A 16,428-nucleotide genomic window follows, 5' to 3' on the forward strand; every position below is an offset into this window, starting at 1 on the left:
TTTTGGATGTCAGAAACAGCAATTTCCTCTCAATGAATGGGAGAATGTTATGGTATGTTCTTTCGCAGCTTCTTCGGCTTTTACAGAATATGATCACATCATCAGCGTAACGGACAAATCGGTGATTTCTTGCTTCCATTTCTTTATCCAATTCGTTTAACATTACATTGGCAAGAAGCGGACTTAGTGGTCCTCCTTGTGGAACACCGAAATCATTTGTTGTCCTTATTCCTTTGATCATAACACCTGCATTTAGGAATTTATGGATTAAGGAGATTACACGTCCGTCGTGAATTGTTTCACTCAATATCTGGATAAGCTTACTATGGTTTACCGTGTCAAAGTACTGTTCTAAGTCCAGGTCTACTACATACTGGTATCCTTCATTTACATTCTTTTGGCACTTGAGAAGTGCCTGATTTGTACTTCTATGTGGTCGGAAACCATAGCTATTGTCTGAGAACTTTCTTTCATATATAGGGACTAGGACCTGCGAAATGGCTTGTTGGATGACTCGGTCTACTACCGTTGGTATTCCAAGTTTCCTTGTTTTCCCGTTGTCTTTTGGTATTTCTACCCTTCTAACGGGTTGGGGCTTGTATGTCCCATTTCGAATGGAGAGGACGAGTTCCCTCTGATGTTCAGTTAGGTATGCCAAAAGTTCACCTGTTTTCATTCCATCGACACCGCCCGCACCTTTGTTTTTCTTTACCTTTTTATAGGCACGGTGCAGGTTATTACTTGAAAGGATTCGTTCGAGCATCCATTCGTTCTGTCTGTTGGTGTTAGTGGTGTTGTTTTCAGTTATCCTCTTGAAACTATGCCCTCTGTCATATCCTTCCTGTTCCGCAGTATCTTTTTGACAGCAGGTTTCTTCCTGTTTTCTGCATTTGTTCGTTTCTTCGGTAACTTTCATTGACTTCCACTTCCTTTAGTTCAGCCCTTCCTTCGATGCTCCAGGCATCTCCGTACTATGGCTTCTGCTGACTTCTCACGGCAAATCTTGTTTCAACCAGGTTTCATACTCTGTTTCCACCTGTCCGTGAGACCTCCCGTGGTAAGGTGATTCACTTTCATTCCATGTACCCGCACCATTTACGTTTCCACATCCGGATAGCTTTTGGGCTTTGACTTGTTCAGCAGCCTTACCCTGTGAGAGTACGCCTAATGATGTTCGTGTTCCTCGGGTCAGAATTTTGCCTCCAGCTTCCTTCAGATTCCATCTCACGATGGACACCCTTGCTCTTGGCTAATGGTTGGTCGCTACCTACCCCCATAGCGGACTTACACCGCCTAGCGAATCGCCATGCACGGCGCACTAGCAAAAACAAACCCTGCCGGAAGCAGGGTTTGTTAAATATTTTGCCGCGTTTCATCTGCCATGCATTCCGGGCACGTGCCGTAAATTTCAAACTTATGGCCGGAAATGGCATACCCTTCCAAACCGCTCACCATTGGCATCGGGCAATCCGGGATTTCTTTCGTCTTCCCGCACGCCAGGCAAATAAAATGGTGATGGTGGTGGTTTGTCGAGCATTTGAAACGGAAATGCTTTTCACCGGACAGCTCTGTCACTTCCAGTATGCCAAGTTCAGCAAAAAGCGATAAATTCCTGTAGATCGTATCAAAACTGAGGCCCGGATACGCATCTTTCATCCATTCGAGCACGTCTTTTGCCGTCAAATACTTATTGCTCTCCGAAAACAAATCGAGCATTTTTTCCCTTTTTCCTGTATGCTTATAGCCGTTTTCCTTCAAGATTTCAATTGCCTCATCCAAAAGCATGTTCACACCTTCTTTTTGTTCAAACCGGCACCGGGCCGGAATCGTTTCATATAAACCGCCAAAAGCAAAATGACGATGGAAATCACCACAATTGTACCACCGGGCGGCAAATTCAGATAAAATGCCGTAACCAGCCCGCCCAAAACGGAAATTTCGCCAAAAAGAACGGAAAACAAAATGGTCTGTTTAAATCCCCGGCTGATGCGGATGCTGGCCGCTACCGGGAGCGTAATCAGCGCGGATACAAGCATAATCCCCACGATCCGCATCGCAGCCGAAATCACAAGCGCAATCAGCACCATAAACAGCAAATGGATCGTTTTCGCAGGAATACCGGACACTTTTGCATATTCTTCATCAAAAGAAAGCAGGAAAAGTTCCTTATACAGCAAAAGGATCACAGCCGCCACAATGACGGCAATCCCCAGAATGAGCCAAAGATCAGCCTGGCTTACCGCGCTTACGCTGCCGAACAGGTAATTCATCAAATCTACATTATACCCTCCGGCCACAGAAATAAAGATCAGCCCGATGCCAATCCCGCCCGACATGATAATCGGAATCGCAAGTTCTTCATAATGCCGGTAAACCCCGCGCAACCGCTCGATCAGCACGGATCCGAGCACGGAAAAGCCGGTGCCAATATAAAGCGGGTTCAACCCGGCAAGAATAGAAAGCTTGCTGCTTAAAAACAGGCTGATCGCAATCCCGGACAATGTGACATGGCTGAGCGCATCCGCAATCAGCGACAAACGGCGTACGACAATAAAACTACCGATCAAAGGGGCAATCAGGCCGATTAAAATGCCGGCCAAAAATGTATTTTGTAAAAAATGATAATGAAAAAGTGCAGCAATCATTCGGTTTCTCCTTCTCACCCATGTTCATGCGCCAGCAACCGGACATCGTGGGCATACCAGGATGAACGTTTTTCTTCATCCAACTGCTGAAACGCGTGGATGTCGCCATGGAAATATAAATGCTGGTTCAAGCATGCAACATGCGTCACTTTGTCGGAAACGGCGCCGATATCATGTGTGACAAGAATCAGGGTAATGCCCCATTCCCTGTTCAGCTGCTCCAGCATTTCGTAAAAAGACCGGACATGGCGCTGGTCCACACCAACTGTCGGCTCATCCAGCATCAAAATCTCCGGCTTGCTGACAATGGCCCGCGCGATAAACACACGCTGCTGCTGGCCGCCACTTAGCTCGCCAATATTTTGATGGGCGTACGCCTCCATCCCGACTGAGCGGATCGCTTCCATTGCTTCTTTTCTGGCGCCGGGGCCAAGGAAACGGAACAGGCCGGTTTTTTTCACCAGGCCGCTTTCGACCACTTCTAAAACGGTCGCAGGATAACCAGTATTAAATGCATTGGCTTTTTGCGAGACAAAACCGATCCGGCTCCAGTCTTTAAAGCGGCTGAGCGGCGTGCCGAAAAGGCGGATTTCCCCTTCCTGCGGTTTTAACAGCCCGAGCATGAGCTTTAGCAGGGTTGATTTTCCGGAACCGTTCGGGCCAATGATGCCGAGAAACGCTCCCTTTGGTATGTTTAAATCGATCTGTTCCAGCACATTCTGCCGGTCATAACGGAAAGAGAGGCCAGAAACTTCTACAACATATTCTTCCATACGCAAACTCCTCAATCAGAATCATTCCGATTTAAACATTATACCTTCTTTCCGAAAGATTGTAAAGCGCGGAGGGGTTCACGTGGAAATGCCGGTAATTGCCGCCTTCTTATCGCTTTTCTTCCTCCGCGGCAATATCCCCTTCCATAAGCATCTGAAACATTTCTTCCCGGCCCGCATATACATGAAGCGGGGAGAGTGATGGATATTGAAACTGATTCAAAATATGGTCAATTATAAGGTGAATATCATTACCGGCGCGGAACTTTTTAAATACGCGCGGCAGTTTAACGTGAAAATCAGCCGCGAAGATGCGGAAAAAATCGCGGATTATGTGCGGGGAAAACAGTTGGACATCTTTGATGACGAGGCCCGCAGCAAAGCACTGAAAGACATTGCAAAAATTACAAGCCCGCTCACCGCAAAAGAAATCAACCGGGTGTTTGTCTTATTGGCAAAATAGAAAAAGAACCGGCCGGAAAAAGCTTTTCGGCCGGTTCTTCCTTATTTCACTACGCGCCTGACAACGCCATTAAAGCACTGTTTCCAGTAACCGCTGCTCATGGTGTCGATGGAAACGCCATCTGAACTATTGCAATCGAGAAATTTGCCGCCGCCCAGGTAAATGCCCACATGGCCGTTGTACTTATAAGTATTGAAAAAGACCAGGTCTCCCCGTTTCATATGCGAAGCACTGACCGCTTGCCCAAGCCCTGCAAGCGTATCCGTATTCGCACCGGAGCCACCCAGGTTCACGCCTGCCTGTGCGTAGGCCCAATGAACAAATGAGGAGCAGTCAAAAAGCCCGTTTGCAATGTCGCTTTTCGTTCTTCCGCCGCCCATTTTATAGGAAGTGTGCCCGATTAAAGCTGAACCGGCGCTGATCGCTTTTTCAACCGTTCCGGAACCGTTGTTTGAAGCGCTGCCGTCATCAGAAAAGGAAGGTACGCGCGCCACATGTTTTGCGCGGGATCCGGACTTTGTCTTTTCCTTCTGTGTATGTGCCGCAGTTTCTCCATTTGAATCGTCTCTTCCGGTGCTCGTGCCGGTAGAGGCGGAATCATCCTGCTTCGATTCCTGAGGCGCGGAAGATTTTGCAGCAGTAGCAGATGGTGCGGTCTCGGTCTCTTTGCTTTCCAGTTCAGCGAGCGCTGCTTTTTCCTGCGCGTTTAAGGAAGCTTCCTTGTCTTTCAGCTTCGCCAATTCAGCTGCAGCAGCTTGTTTTTGCTCCTTCAGCGCCGCTTCTAAGCTTTTCTGGTCCGCAAGCTGGTATTTGTTTGCTTCTTTCAACTCCTCAAGCTCAGCTAAATCCGACTGCACTTTCTGAAGCTTCTTTTCCACTTCAGCTTTTGCTGTATTTAATGTTTTGTTGTCTTTTTCCTGCGCTTTTAAAATGGCGCGGTCTGCTTGGACAAACGTTGTTAACGCTTGCGCTCGGCTGACAAAATCGCTCAGGCTGCTGGATTCAAGCAGCACATTCAGATAACTATCCGCTCCGCCTTTTTGTTGAATGTCACGCGCACGCCGGGCAAGCACGTTGTTGCGCTCTTCTATTCTTTTTTGCGTTTCTTTCATTTTTTCATTTAACGATGCGACCTCGTCTTTCGTCTCTGACACTTCTTGCGTTTTTTCACTGATTTTCTGATTGGTTTGGCGGATCTTAGCCGAAATTTTTTCCATATCCGACTGAAGCTGCTTCGCGTTTTCTGCGATCTTCGCAATCTCGTTTTGCTTGCCGGAAATGCTTTCCTTAACGGCCGACTCCTCGTTTTGAATGCTCTTGACAGCGGTTTCTGCATTTGCTTTGCTAAGCGGGACGAAAGCGCTGCCTGCGATCACTGCAGCAGCGGTTAACGACAAAAACTTCCTATTCACCTTAACGCCTCCATTGCTATGTATCGGCTTTTTCTCATTATGTGTAGATTCCGTTCTATTAATCTATTGATATTTCTGATTATAGCATTGATGGTTTGATAAATAGATTACAGTTATATTTCATTTTGCAAATGGAGGTTTATTTTTAAAAAATCCCGGCCAAACGAAAACCACTGAAACTGTCCAGATGCAAAAAACGATGAGACACTAAGAATGTAGTGTCTCACCGTTTTGTTTCAGCGGCTTTAAAACCTGACCGGGATTCAAGCGGGCTGCTCCACAATTTTGGCCAGCAGATTTTCGTCAAATTTCCTGTTTCTAAGCATGGCAATTTCGTATTTGTACGGCGGCTTGCGGTTCTTTTTGTCTTCGCCGACATAAGGGGTTTCCAAAATTTTCGGGATGTCAGAAAGCGCCGGGTGATGCACGATATAGTCAAGGGCTTCAAATCCGATATGGCCAAACCCGATATTCTCATGCCGGTCTTTGTGCGAGCCGGCTTCATTTTTGCTGTCATTGACATGCAATACTTTCAGGCGGCCAATGCCGATGATCCGGTCAAATTCATCCAGCACTTCATCAAACCGGTTTTTCACATCATAGCCGGCATCATGGGTATGGCAAGTATCAAAGCAAACGGAAAGCTTGTCATTGTATTTGACGCCGTCTATAATTTCCGCCAGTTCCTCAAACGTCCTGCCGCATTCGGATCCTTTGCCGGCCATCGTTTCAAGCGCAATCTGGACGGTTTGCTCCGGAACAAGCACCTCATTCAGCCCTTCAATGATTTTCTTGATCGCTTTTTCCGGCCCTGCACCAACATGGGCGCCCGGGTGCAAAACGATCTGCTTCGCTCCGATCGCCTCCGTCCGCTCAATTTCCGACCGCAAAAAACGGACACCGAGTTCAAATGTCGCAGGATTTGTTGTGTTGCCGATATTGATGATATACGGCGCATGGACGACAATCTCCTCTATGCCATGTTCTTTCATATGGGCAAGGCCGGCTTCAATGTTCAAGTCCTCAATTTTCTTCCGCCTTGTATTTTGCGGTGCGCCCGTATAAATCATGAATGTGTTGGCGCCGTATGAAACCGCCTCTTCACTTGACGCAAGCAGCATTTTTTTGCCGCTCATCGAGACATGTGAACCAATTTTAAGCATGCTGTTTCTCCCCTTTTATTTCCGTTTTTGCAATTTCCTTTGCCGTTTTTTCAGCATTTCGATCTGCCGTTCCATTTTCTTTTTGTAGCCCGGCTTCACTTTTTTCGGCCTGCCGATTGCCTTTCTCGCCGCAGTCTCCGTTTGATCCGCCTTTTTTACCCGCTTTTTGCGGCGGTTCCGATCGCCCAGTTCCACCCATTCGCCGCGGCGCACATCGCGGTAGAGAAATGCAATCCCCATTTTCTCAAGCTGGGTGAGGGCAAACTCATCGGAAGGTTCGTAAATGGTCGCGCATATGCCCGACAGATCGGCGCGGGCCGTTCTGCCGGCGCGATGGACGTAAAACGTTAAATCTTTTGGCAGCTCGTAGTTTACAACATGGCTGACCCCTTCGATATCAATCCCGCGCGCGGCCAAATCAGTGGCAATGATGTACCGGTATTCCAGGTTTTTGATTTGTTTCATCGTTTTCGCCCGTTCCCGCGGCGAGAGGTCTCCGTGGATGCGGGCCGTTTTCATCCCTTTTGCTGAGAGCCCTGCTGCAATTTCATCCACCATCGCTTTTGTGTTTGCAAATACAATCGCCAAGTACGGGTTAAACGCCTCGAGGACATCATGCAACACGTCCATTTTCTCCCGCGCGCGTTTTGGGATCAAAATATGTTCAATTTTTTTCGCTGCGATTTGGCGCGGCGCTACCTGCTCGAATTTCGGATTTTCCATGTACTTTTTTAAAAACGGCTTTAATTTTTCGGGAATGGTTGCCGAAAACACGAGCATTTGCAGTTTTTCAGACATCCTCCCCGCGATTTGGTCGACATCCACGATAAAGCCCATATCGAGCATAATATCCGCTTCATCGACAACAAACGTTTTCGCTGTATGGACAAATAACGCCTGTTCTTTCACAAGATCATTTACCCTGCCCGGTGTGCCAACTACAATTTGCGGTTGTTTTTTCAGTTTGCTGATATCCCGCTGCTTGTCCGTCCCGCCGATAAATAGTTTAGCGGTAAGACGGCCTGTTTCTTCCCATTTTAAAATTTCCTGGATTTCATGGTATATCTGTGCCGCCAGTTCCCGCGTCGGGGCCGTAATCACCGCCTGGACTTCCGCAAGAGACGGGTCTGCTTTTTGCAAAAGCGGCAACACATAAGCATGTGTTTTCCCCGTTCCCGTCTGCGACTGTCCGATAGCGCTTTCCCCCCGCAAAACAAGCGGAATCATTTTTCGCTGTATTTCCGTCGGTTCGGCAAAGCCTTTATGTTCGATCGCTTTTTCGATAAATGATTTAAAACCGAAATCTTCCCATTTTGTTCCGTTCATGTTTCCACTCCTTTTCTCATGCAGCAGAACGTCTTGTTATTATAATCGACATCCGCGAAAAATGCCAATTTCCGCATGCCCCCGTATGCAAATGGAAATTTTTGTGCCGTTTACAGGCAGAAAGAAACTTTTTTTGCATGCCAGACGTTTCCGTTTGGCCTGCATATTGTAATATTGAACGAAAAAGCCAAACAGAAAGGGGGTCAAATGGATGCCGCCAAGAAATATGTCGCCCTTTTTCGGCCGGCAAAGTCCGTCCCCGTTCGGCGGAATGCAGCGAAATCCGTTTGCCGGGAACCGCCTGGGCGGGCCGGGCATGCCCGGGCAATTCAGAGCCGGAGGGCAAATGCCGGGATTTCCGGGTAGAGCAGGCGCAACTGCAGGACGGGGCGGAGGGCTTTTATCCAGACTGTTCCAAAGGGGCGGACAAAGCGCAGCCGCCAACCCGGCAGCTGCCTTCCAGCGGGGTGCCGCCGGGGGAGGCGGATCGCTTTTCAAATCCATCGCAAATCCTTCTTCGATCAGTTCGTTTTTAAACAATACACAAAATGTCTTAAAAACCGCGCAGCAGGTCGGCCCGATGATCCAGCAGATTCAGCAGGTCGGCCCGCTCGTCAAAAATCTGCCAGCGATGTGGAAACTGTACCGCGGCCTGAAAAATGCCCCGAATGAGGATGAGCAGGATGAGCAGGAAAATCGCGAATTAAGCAGCAAAGACAAAAAACCTGCGCCAGCAAAAGAGAAAAAAAGCAACCGGCAAGCGGAGCGTCCCGCATCTCAAGCCGCAGAAAGCAAAAATGACGAAAAACGCCCGGAAAAAGGAGTCTCCGTGCCGAAATTGTTTATTTAAGGCGCCAAAACCGTTTGTACCCGTGTGCAGACGGTTTTTTCTGTGGCCGGGAACCATTCGGTATCTGGCGCACCAAAAGTTTGCACCCGCGTATAGACGGTTCGTTCTATTAAAAGCTGGCATTAGCCTCTGCTTTTCCATCCTTCCGGGAGCGCGCCATATTTCGGGCACGGCCGGCTGTGCAAAAACCCGTTTTGTATTCTTTGCCGCATTCCGATATAATACAAATGTAATAGACTCATTTCCCAGCCCGGATGCCGGTGTTCCGGCACCCTGTTAGGAGGATCGCGATGGAAGTGCTGAAAATTTCCCCCCGGGGTTACTGCTACGGCGTTGTTGACGCAATGGTCATTGCCCGCAACGCCGCAATGGATAAAACTTTGCCGCGTCCCATCTATATTCTTGGCATGATCGTCCACAACCAGCATGTGACTGATGCCTTTAAAGAAGACGGGATCCTTACGCTCGACGGCAAAAACCGCAAAGAAATTCTCGAAAAGGTGGAGAAAGGCACCGTTATTTTTACCGCGCACGGCGTCTCCCCCGAAGTGCGCGAACTTGCCCGGAAAAAAGGCTTGACGGCCATTGATGCCACATGCCCGGATGTAACGAAAACCCATGATTTAATCCGTGAAAAAGAAAAAGAAGGCTATGATGTGATTTATATCGGTAAAAAAGGCCATCCGGAACCCGAGGGGGCAGCCGGTGTCGCACCTGCGATTGTCCATCTCGTCGAAACGGAAGCAGACGTTAAAGCCCTCGATATCCGCAATGATAAAATCATTGTAACAAACCAGACGACGATGAGCCAATGGGACGTGGCGGATTTAATGGAACTTATCCAAAAGAAATATCCGCATGCAGAAACGTACAATGAAATTTGCCATGCGACGCAAATTCGCCAGGAAGCCGTTGCCAGGCAGGCCGGGGAGGCTGATTTGCTGCTTGTAGTCGGCGACCCGCGCAGCAACAATTCAAACCGCCTCGCCCAAGTATCAGAAGAAATTGCCGGCACGAAAGCATACCGGATTGCCGATGTCGAAGAAATTGAGCTGGCGTGGCTTGAAGGTGTACAAAAAGTTGCCGTAACGGCAGGGGCATCAACACCGACGCCGATCGTACGTGAAGTCATAGCATTTCTTGAAAAATTTGACCCGGAAGACGAATCAACCTGGGAACGAAAGCGGAACGTACCGTTAACCAAAATTTTGCCGAAAGTGAAAGCGCCGCACCGTTCTTCCGGCCAAAAAGCTTGAAACCTGGTTGAAACGCTTCCGGCCGGAATGGAATATAAGCAAAAGGGCGGATCCCCACCGGACTCCGCCCTTTTGCCTTTCATCATCCATGCTGGAAAAAATGCAGCATCATGAAAATCAATTGGTGTGTATTTTTAGTCCATACGAGATGCAACGGGGCCCCGTCCAAAAGAAGGAAAATGAGCTATCGCAATCTTTTTAGGATAACGGGACCCGGGTTAAAAAAGGCCGTCTTTTTCCCTACTTCGAGCGGCCCGGGCGTTTTTTAAAGAAACTGAAACGGGTCTGTGTTCACTTCGGATGCAATAAAGCGGACATCGAGCTGATGCTCCCTGCATGCTTTCTGCATATAAGCCGCGACCCCTTTTTTCATCACCTTCTCCACGTTATGTCCGGGGTCTACAACATTCAGCCCGAGCGCCAGTGCATCGTGGGCGTTATGGTAATAAAAATCCCCGGTGACGAACACATCGGCCCCCGCCTTTTTTGCCTCAGCAAAATATTTGTTGCCGTCTCCGCCGAGAACAGCTACTTTTTTCACTTTTTCGTCGAGATTTCCGACGACGCGCAATGCCGGAACTTCGAGCGCTTTTTTAACATGTTCCGCAAATTCCCGCAGTGCCATTTCCCGTTCGATTTCGCCGATCCGGCCGAGCCCATACTTCCGGCCTTCATTTAAGACCCGATAAATATCATAGGCAACCTCTTCATACGGGTGCGCCTCAAGCATCGCAGAAAGCACCTGTTTTTCAATCGACACGGGATAAATCGTTTCAATCCTTGTTTCATCTGCTGCTTCGAGCTTTCCCGCTTCCCCGAGGAACGGGTTTGTCCCTTCCCCCGGCAGAAAACGGCCGGTACCGCGGGCAGAGAAAGAACAATGGCTATAATTCCCGATCGCCCCCGCACCGGCATTTCCAAGCGCCGTTCTTACGGCTTCTTCATGGGATACCGGGACAAAAACAACCAGTTTCCTCAATTTGTCTTCATAAAGAGGCGATAATACTTCCGTATCGCGGAGCCCGAGCGCCTCCGCCAGCAAATCGTTTACACCCCCTTCTGCGATATCAAGGTTCGTATGGGCGGCATAGACAGCAATCCCGTGGCGGATGCATTTTTCAATCAGCCGGCCCTGGGGGGTATCTGTCGCCATGTTTTTTAACGGCCGGTAAACGGAAGGATGGTGGGCGATAATCAGCTGGACATCCTTTTCGATCGCTTCGTCCACCACATCTTCCAACACATCAAGCGCCACCAGCACATTTTTCACCGGCCCGTTTAACTGCCCGATTTGGAGCCCGACCGGATCCCCGTCCATTGCAAACTTTTTCGGTGCGAACTGCTCAAATAGCTGGATGACATCATGCCCGTTCGCATGCTTCATGTTAAAACCTCCTCTGCCAAAGCAATCAAATGGCGATATACACGCTTTTTTTCTTCAATTTCCGGGCTTGCGTCTGCCTGCTCCAGATGGCTGAGCACGGATTGCCATTTTTCGATTTCATTACGCCATTTTTTCCGGAAAGCTTCATTTTGGTTTTTGATTAAAACCGGGCCCATCAGGCGTTCCGCTTCCGTGAGCACCACATGGCGGCCCGCGTATTCTGCCGCAATAATTTCGTATATTTTCCCGTCTTCCTCGAGAATGTCTTCTCCTGTGATGGCCCATCCGTTTTCCGCCAGCCATCCGCGGACAATGTGCGACCCGGTATTCGGCTGCAGGATGAGCGTTTCTTTGCCGTTTAGTTTTGCTTTTCCGCGATCGAGGATAGAGGCGATTAATGCGCCGCCCATCCCGGCAATTGTAATGCATCCCGCTTCGCCCGGAGCCAAGATCTCAAGCCCGTCTCCTTTCCGGACGCTGATTTTTCCGGTCAGCCCTGCTTTTTCCACTTGCTTTTGCGCCGAATGGTACGGCCCTTCCGCCACTTCCCCGGCCACCGCCGCTGTGACGCTACCGCCCTTCACGCAAAAAACGGGCAAATAAGCGTGGTCAGACCCGATATCTGCCAATACAGTGCCGGCCGGAATAAAAGCCGCCACCGATTCAAGCCTTCTTGAAAGTTTCCCGCTGTTCATTTCTTCACCACTTTACATCTGATACCTCTATTGTAGCCACTTTTTGTCATAAAAAAAAGGGGGATGCCCCCCGTACGGTGAACCTGCCCATTATTTTAATTTTGATACCCAGTCCGCCATTTCATCAATATGGTCTTCTTCGACAAGTCCGGCTGGCATGCCACCGCTCGTGCCGTTCCTGAGTACATCTTTAATCTTATCTTTGGACAATTTCTTACCAATGCCGTGGAGATTCGGCCCGGCCCCGCCTTGCAAATTATTTCCGTGGCAGGTCACGCAAGTCTTTTTGGCAAAGCTCTCCGGATCAAACTTTTCCGAGGAGGCGGTTTCGGTTTGCTTCGGATGCTCCTTTTCTTTGGCCACTTCTTTCGCATCCCCGATCCCTTTCACGGAAAGAAAAAAGATAAGGGCAAGCCCGAATACCATAATCAGCACATATGGGATTACAGGATTTCTTTTCAATACATTCCCCCCTTGTTTTTCCGCTTTTCCAGCGTATTTACCGTGCCCATCTCCTCCATTTTAACTGAAAATTCTTTTGAAAGAAAGCCTTTCCACTTAAAAATAACGGTTGAATGCGCTTTCATCTTGTATTATAATAAAAGCAGCAAAAAATTCAATAAAGTGATACAATTGCAGGCGGGCCGGAAAAGGGCAACAGGAAAACTGAAAATTATACATTATATTACTATAGAGACCAGCAAGATGACGAGGCCGAGAAACCCCGATAAGGTAAAATACAGCAGCTTGTATGCCTTTCCGGCGATAAGCCACAACCCGCAGTTGACAAGAAGCAGCAAATATAAAGTATAGCGGTGATTTCCAAACACCTTTTCATTCAAAAACACACTGAGAAGCAGCAAAATAATCGCGGCGCCAACAAAGAAAACCGGGTAAAAAATTTCTTTATTAGCATAATGAATTCCCAGAAAAAGTAAGCATCCGACAAAAGCTGTCAAAATCATCGTTTGCAAAATAAAATGTAATTCAGTAAAATAAATGACAAATACAGCGATTGCAATGAGGGCAAGAATGAAAACAGAAACCGCGGCTTGTTTTTTAACGGATTTCCCTGCGCCGTTTTGTTTGCGGGTATTGGCCTCATTTCCCTCCGTATAGATCGCGAGTAGAAAATCGCAGTATTCTTGTGGAATCATTTTGGTCTCTTTCCACATTTTAATTTCGTTGACAATGATTTGTTTTCTCTTATCGTCCATTTTTCAACACATCCTGTGTAACCTATTCGACAAGCGGGCGGAAAATCCTTTTTTTTGCAAGAAAAAAGTTTACTTCCCGAGGAAGTAAACTAAAAACAAGGCGCCTGTAAAAACAGATGCACAAGCGCCATGTCTGTTTCTTTTTCCGGCTTATTCAAGAAAATCTTTCAGGCGTTTGCTCCTGCTTGGATGGCGGAGTTTCCGCAAAGCCTTTGCTTCAATTTGCCGGATTCGTTCCCTTGTGACACCGAATACTTTGCCGACTTCTTCAAGTGTCCGAGTGCGCCCGTCATCAAGCCCGAACCGGAGGCGGAGCACATTTTCTTCCCTGTCGGTCAATGTATCAAGCACATCTTCCAGCTGTTCTTTCAGCAGCTCATAAGCGGCATGGTCAGAAGGTGATGTGGCATCCTGGTCTTCAATAAAGTCTCCAAGATGCGAATCATCTTCTTCGCCAATCGGCGTTTCAAGTGAAACCGGTTCCTGGGCAATTTTAATGATTTCCCGAACTTTATCCGGAGAAATATCCATTTCTTCAGCAATTTCTTCCGGTGTTGGTTCCCTGCCCAAATCCTGGAGCAGTGACCGTTGCACACGGATGAGTTTATTGATCGTTTCCACCATATGGACCGGTATCCGGATCGTCCGTGCCTGGTCTGCAATCGCGCGCGTGATGGCCTGGCGGATCCACCATGTGGCATAGGTGCTGAATTTGTAGCCTTTTTTGTAATCGAATTTTTCAACCGCCTTGATGAGGCCCATATTGCCTTCCTGGATCAAATCCAGAAACTGCATGCCACGGCCGACATACCGTTTTGCAATGCTGACAACAAGGCGCAAGTTGGCTTCAGCGAGCCGGCGTTTTGCTTCTTCATCGCCCTGCTCGATTCTTTTGGCCAGTTCGATTTCTTCGTCTGCGGAAAGAAGGTCGACCCGCCCGATTTCTTTCAAGTACATGCGTACCGGATCATTGATTTTCACACCTGGGGGAACACTCAAATCATTCAGGTCAAACTCTTCGTCATTCTCTTTTTCCAGTTCGAGATGGGAAGGGGCATCCTCGTCGCTGGTGTCATCTGTCACATCGATTCCTTGTTCACCGAGCGATTCATAAAATTCATCCATCTGATCGGATGTTAAATCAAAATGGCCGAGTTTTTCGGAAATGGTATCATAAGTGAGAAACCCCCGCTTTTTCCCGCGTTCAACGAGTTGCTCTTTTGCTTTTTCTACTGTAAACTCACTTTCTTCTACTTCTTTGGAACGTGCTGACTTTCCAGCCATATGTTCCCCTCCTTCCGACAATTTCAACACTTTCAATGATCCAACAGCAACTTGATCATTTATAAAAAGCAGAGATTTCAAGTCATAGACTTTCTCAGTGCCACAATTTCACCCGCCAATTGCAGCGCTTTTTGGAAATCATTCTGCCGTTCGGCATCTTTTTGTGCCCTCAGTTTTTCCTGAATGCGCAGCAACTTCTGGTGTTTTAGCACATATTGCACATAATCTTCCAATTCCTCATCCGTCAGCTCCCCGCCTACCGTCATCATTTCGATTTCGGCAGCAATCCGCTGCAGTTTTGCATCGGGCAAATAAGACAGGAAAGCGCTCGTATCAGGCGGATTCCCTTCTTCGTACCAGCCAAGCAGGTAAGTAAAAATTGCCTGGTGTTCATCCCCGTAAAAGCTGTTTTCGCCAAGGAAATCTTTCACTTTATAGGCAATTTCCCCGTCCCGCAGCATATGCCAAAGCAGCCTTCTCTCTGCAGTCATATTGGCAGGGAGCATCCGGGCTTCCTCATGTGCAGGCACCGGATTCTCTGCAGGGCGGCTTCTCTTCCGGGTCCCGGTTTCACGGGAACCGTATTGCCTTTCCTGCTCTTTCAGGGCGTCCAAAGACAACGAAAATTCTTCGGACAGCTGGCGCAAGTAAAGGTCTTTCTCCACCGGATTCTCCAGTTTGGCAATTTCCTGAATGACTTCTTCTATATACGCCAGCTTTTCTCCTTCATTTTGGAGATTTTTATTCATGCGGAAATATTGCATTTTAAAAGCCATAAAAGTCAGGCTGGCCCCTATTACATCCATGCGGAACTTTTCTCCGCCATGCTGGTTTATGTAGTCATCAGGGTCCAGCCCATCCGGCATTTGCGCAACCCGCACTTCACAGCCGTTTTCACTGAGCATTTTCCCCGCACGGAAAGCAGCAGTGAGGCCGGCCTGGTCCGAATCGTAGCAAATGACAACGCCGTCCGTGAGCCTTTTTATCATCCGGACGTGTTCCGGTGTAATCGAAGTGCCCATTGTGGCAATACCGTTTTCAACGCCAGCCCGGTCGGCGGAGATCACGTCCGCATAGCCTTCGAAAATGACTGCCTGCTGTTTTTTGCGGATCGGCCCTCTTGCCCGGTTCAGGTTAAAAAGCAGCTTGCTTTTATTAAAAAGCGGCGTCTCAGGGCTGTTTAAATATTTCGGGTGTTCCTGTTTCCGGACCGCTCTTCCGGCAAATGCGACCATGTTTCCCTTTTCATCCATGATCGGAAACATAATCCGGTCCCTGAAACGGTCGAAATATTTGCCGTCCTTTTCATTGCGGATGACAAGCCCGCTTTCTTCCAGCACGGAAAGGGGAAAACCGCGCTTTTGTAGCATATTGGCGGCAAAATCCCAGGCAGGCAGCGCATATCCGATCCCGAACTTTTCGATTGCTTCGTCTGTAAATCCACGCCCGCGCAGGTACTTTAGCGCAGGTTCTCCTTCTTTTGTATGCAAAAGCAAATGGTGGTATAATTTTTGCAGCAGTTCGTGCGCTTCCAGCATCTGCCGGCGCTTCGGATCGATGTTTTTCTGCTCTTCGTGCCGTAAAACGACGCCAAGCTCGATATGCGCTTTTTGTGCCAGTTTCTCTGCCGCTTCCTGAAAAGAGATGCCTTCGATATCCATGAGAAAAGTAAATACATTGCCGCCTGCGCCGCATCCAAAGCAGTGAAAAATCTGCTTATCTGGGGATACGGAAAATGACGGCGTATGCTCACCGTGGAACGGGCACAGGCCGAAATAATTGCGGCCCTGCTTTTTGAGCTGTACATATTCGCTCACGACCTCCACAATATCGGAAGACCGGCGGATCTCATCAATTTTTTCATTTGGAATCATCCCTGTCATCAAACAATCCCTTCTGCTCCACCTTTATTCACAGCATTTCATCCGGGATACGGCAATGCTTATTCGTTTGCTGTTTT

At 48.3% G+C, this 16,428-nt stretch carries 16 protein-coding genes; 3 read left to right on the forward strand and 13 right to left on the reverse strand.

The genetic code is table 11. The features are described 5' to 3' along the window. The 4 genes from ltrA to P9687_RS03850 all read right to left on the reverse strand — a co-directional run. On the reverse strand, nt 1-916 hold a 916-nt coding region (gene ltrA / locus P9687_RS03835; RefSeq protein WP_328228867.1), incomplete at its 3' end, for a group II intron reverse transcriptase/maturase. Between the two features lie 437 nt (nt 917-1,353). After that, nucleotides 1,354-1,785 (reverse strand): Fur family transcriptional regulator, encoded by a 432-nt coding sequence (locus P9687_RS03840; RefSeq protein WP_014098005.1) that lies wholly within the window; start codon nt 1,783-1,785, stop codon nt 1,354-1,356. Nucleotides 1,786-1,787: 2 nt separating this feature from the next. Further along, nucleotides 1,788-2,645, reverse strand: coding sequence for a metal ABC transporter permease (locus P9687_RS03845; RefSeq protein WP_014098004.1), 858 nt, complete (start codon nt 2,643-2,645; stop codon nt 1,788-1,790). 14 nt (nt 2,646-2,659) lie between these two features. Further along, entirely contained in the window at nt 2,660-3,418 is a 759-nt protein-coding gene (locus P9687_RS03850) for a metal ABC transporter ATP-binding protein (RefSeq protein ID WP_014098003.1), read from the reverse strand. Nucleotides 3,419-3,626: 208 nt separating this feature from the next. Here P9687_RS03850 and P9687_RS03855 point away from each other — a divergent pair, with 208 nt between their 5' ends. Further along, the gene (locus P9687_RS03855; protein ID WP_014098002.1) at nt 3,627-3,881 is read left to right on the forward strand and encodes a DUF2624 domain-containing protein; all 255 of its coding nucleotides are present in this window, start codon (nt 3,627-3,629) and stop codon (nt 3,879-3,881) included. A 41-nt stretch (nt 3,882-3,922) separates the two neighbouring features. Here P9687_RS03855 and P9687_RS03860 read toward each other — a convergent pair whose 3' ends face one another. The 3 genes from P9687_RS03860 to P9687_RS03870 form a co-directional block, all read right to left on the reverse strand. Further along, on the reverse strand, nt 3,923-5,293 hold the full coding sequence (locus tag P9687_RS03860) for a C40 family peptidase (protein ID WP_014098001.1): 1,371 nt from the start codon (nt 5,291-5,293) through the stop codon (nt 3,923-3,925). A 263-nt stretch (nt 5,294-5,556) separates the two neighbouring features. Next, nucleotides 5,557-6,456, reverse strand: a complete 900-nt coding sequence (locus P9687_RS03865) for a deoxyribonuclease IV (RefSeq protein ID WP_014098000.1) — start codon at nt 6,454-6,456, stop codon at nt 5,557-5,559. 15 nt (nt 6,457-6,471) lie between these two features. Next, the gene (locus P9687_RS03870; RefSeq protein WP_014097999.1) at nt 6,472-7,782 is read right to left on the reverse strand and encodes a DEAD/DEAH box helicase; all 1,311 of its coding nucleotides are present in this window, start codon (nt 7,780-7,782) and stop codon (nt 6,472-6,474) included. A 211-nt stretch (nt 7,783-7,993) separates the two neighbouring features. Between P9687_RS03870 and vrrA the strand changes: the two genes are divergently transcribed. Then, nucleotides 7,994-8,632 (forward strand): VrrA/YqfQ family protein, encoded by a 639-nt coding sequence (gene vrrA / locus P9687_RS03875; protein ID WP_017550547.1) that lies wholly within the window; start codon nt 7,994-7,996, stop codon nt 8,630-8,632. A 290-nt stretch (nt 8,633-8,922) separates the two neighbouring features. Next, nucleotides 8,923-9,888, forward strand: coding sequence for a 4-hydroxy-3-methylbut-2-enyl diphosphate reductase (locus P9687_RS03880; RefSeq protein ID WP_014097996.1), 966 nt, complete (start codon nt 8,923-8,925; stop codon nt 9,886-9,888). A gap of 265 nt (nt 9,889-10,153) precedes the next feature. Here P9687_RS03880 and P9687_RS03885 read toward each other — a convergent pair whose 3' ends face one another. The 6 genes from P9687_RS03885 to dnaG all read right to left on the reverse strand — a co-directional run bounded on the left by P9687_RS03885 (nt 10,154) and on the right by dnaG (nt 16,351). Then, nucleotides 10,154-11,272 (reverse strand): Nif3-like dinuclear metal center hexameric protein, encoded by a 1,119-nt coding sequence (locus tag P9687_RS03885; RefSeq protein WP_014097995.1) that lies wholly within the window; start codon nt 11,270-11,272, stop codon nt 10,154-10,156. Next, nucleotides 11,269-11,967 carry a tRNA (adenine(22)-N(1))-methyltransferase gene (locus tag P9687_RS03890; protein ID WP_017550549.1) on the reverse strand — a complete coding sequence of 233 codons (699 nt, stop codon included), beginning with the start codon at nt 11,965-11,967 and terminating at the stop codon, nt 11,269-11,271. Before P9687_RS03890 ends, P9687_RS03885 begins: the two co-directional genes overlap by 4 nt. A 90-nt stretch (nt 11,968-12,057) precedes the next feature. Then, a complete protein-coding gene (gene cccA / locus P9687_RS03895; protein ID WP_017550550.1) occupies nt 12,058-12,429 on the reverse strand; it encodes a cytochrome c550 in 372 nt (123 codons plus the stop codon). A 218-nt stretch (nt 12,430-12,647) separates the two neighbouring features. Beyond that, nucleotides 12,648-13,184, reverse strand: coding sequence for a hypothetical protein (locus P9687_RS03900; protein ID WP_017550552.1), 537 nt, complete (start codon nt 13,182-13,184; stop codon nt 12,648-12,650). A 150-nt stretch (nt 13,185-13,334) separates the two neighbouring features. Beyond that, complete coding sequence (gene rpoD, locus P9687_RS03905) at nt 13,335-14,468, reverse strand: RNA polymerase sigma factor RpoD (RefSeq protein ID WP_328228777.1); 1,134 nt, start codon at nt 14,466-14,468, stop codon at nt 13,335-13,337. A gap of 77 nt (nt 14,469-14,545) precedes the next feature. Then, nucleotides 14,546-16,351: a DNA primase gene (gene dnaG, locus P9687_RS03910; protein WP_014097990.1), complete on the reverse strand. Its 1,806-nt coding sequence runs from the start codon at nt 16,349-16,351 to the stop codon at nt 14,546-14,548. Between the last annotated feature and the right edge of the window lie 77 nt (nt 16,352-16,428).

The sequence above is a fragment of the Weizmannia sp. CD-2023 genome, assembly GCF_036225245.1.
Taxonomy (GTDB): domain Bacteria; phylum Bacillota; class Bacilli; order Bacillales; family Bacillaceae_C; genus Weizmannia; species Weizmannia faecalis.

What these genes read in the sequence shown, in the direction of transcription:
- P9687_RS03865 (WP_014098000.1), bottom strand. Translation starts at nt 6,456, where the DNA reads ATGCTTAAAATTGGTTCACATGTCTCGATGAGCGGCAAAAAAATGCTG.
- P9687_RS03870 (WP_014097999.1), bottom strand. Translation starts at nt 7,782, where the DNA reads ATGAACGGAACAAAATGGGAAGATTTCGGTTTTAAATCATTTATCGAA.
- dnaG (WP_014097990.1), bottom strand. Translation starts at nt 16,351, where the DNA reads ATGACAGGGATGATTCCAAATGAAAAAATTGATGAGATCCGCCGGTCT.
- P9687_RS03880 (WP_014097996.1), top strand. Translation starts at nt 8,923, where the DNA reads ATGGAAGTGCTGAAAATTTCCCCCCGGGGTTACTGCTACGGCGTTGTT.
- P9687_RS03885 (WP_014097995.1), bottom strand. Translation starts at nt 11,272, where the DNA reads ATGAAGCATGCGAACGGGCATGATGTCATCCAGCTATTTGAGCAGTTC.
- rpoD (WP_328228777.1), bottom strand. Translation starts at nt 14,468, where the DNA reads ATGGCTGGAAAGTCAGCACGTTCCAAAGAAGTAGAAGAAAGTGAGTTT.
- P9687_RS03840 (WP_014098005.1), bottom strand. Translation starts at nt 1,785, where the DNA reads ATGCTTTTGGATGAGGCAATTGAAATCTTGAAGGAAAACGGCTATAAG.
- P9687_RS03890 (WP_017550549.1), bottom strand. Translation starts at nt 11,967, where the DNA reads ATGAACAGCGGGAAACTTTCAAGAAGGCTTGAATCGGTGGCGGCTTTT.
- P9687_RS03850 (WP_014098003.1), bottom strand. Translation starts at nt 3,418, where the DNA reads ATGGAAGAATATGTTGTAGAAGTTTCTGGCCTCTCTTTCCGTTATGAC.
- vrrA (WP_017550547.1), top strand. Translation starts at nt 7,994, where the DNA reads ATGCCGCCAAGAAATATGTCGCCCTTTTTCGGCCGGCAAAGTCCGTCC.
- P9687_RS03900 (WP_017550552.1), bottom strand. Translation starts at nt 13,184, where the DNA reads ATGGACGATAAGAGAAAACAAATCATTGTCAACGAAATTAAAATGTGG.
- P9687_RS03845 (WP_014098004.1), bottom strand. Translation starts at nt 2,645, where the DNA reads ATGATTGCTGCACTTTTTCATTATCATTTTTTACAAAATACATTTTTG.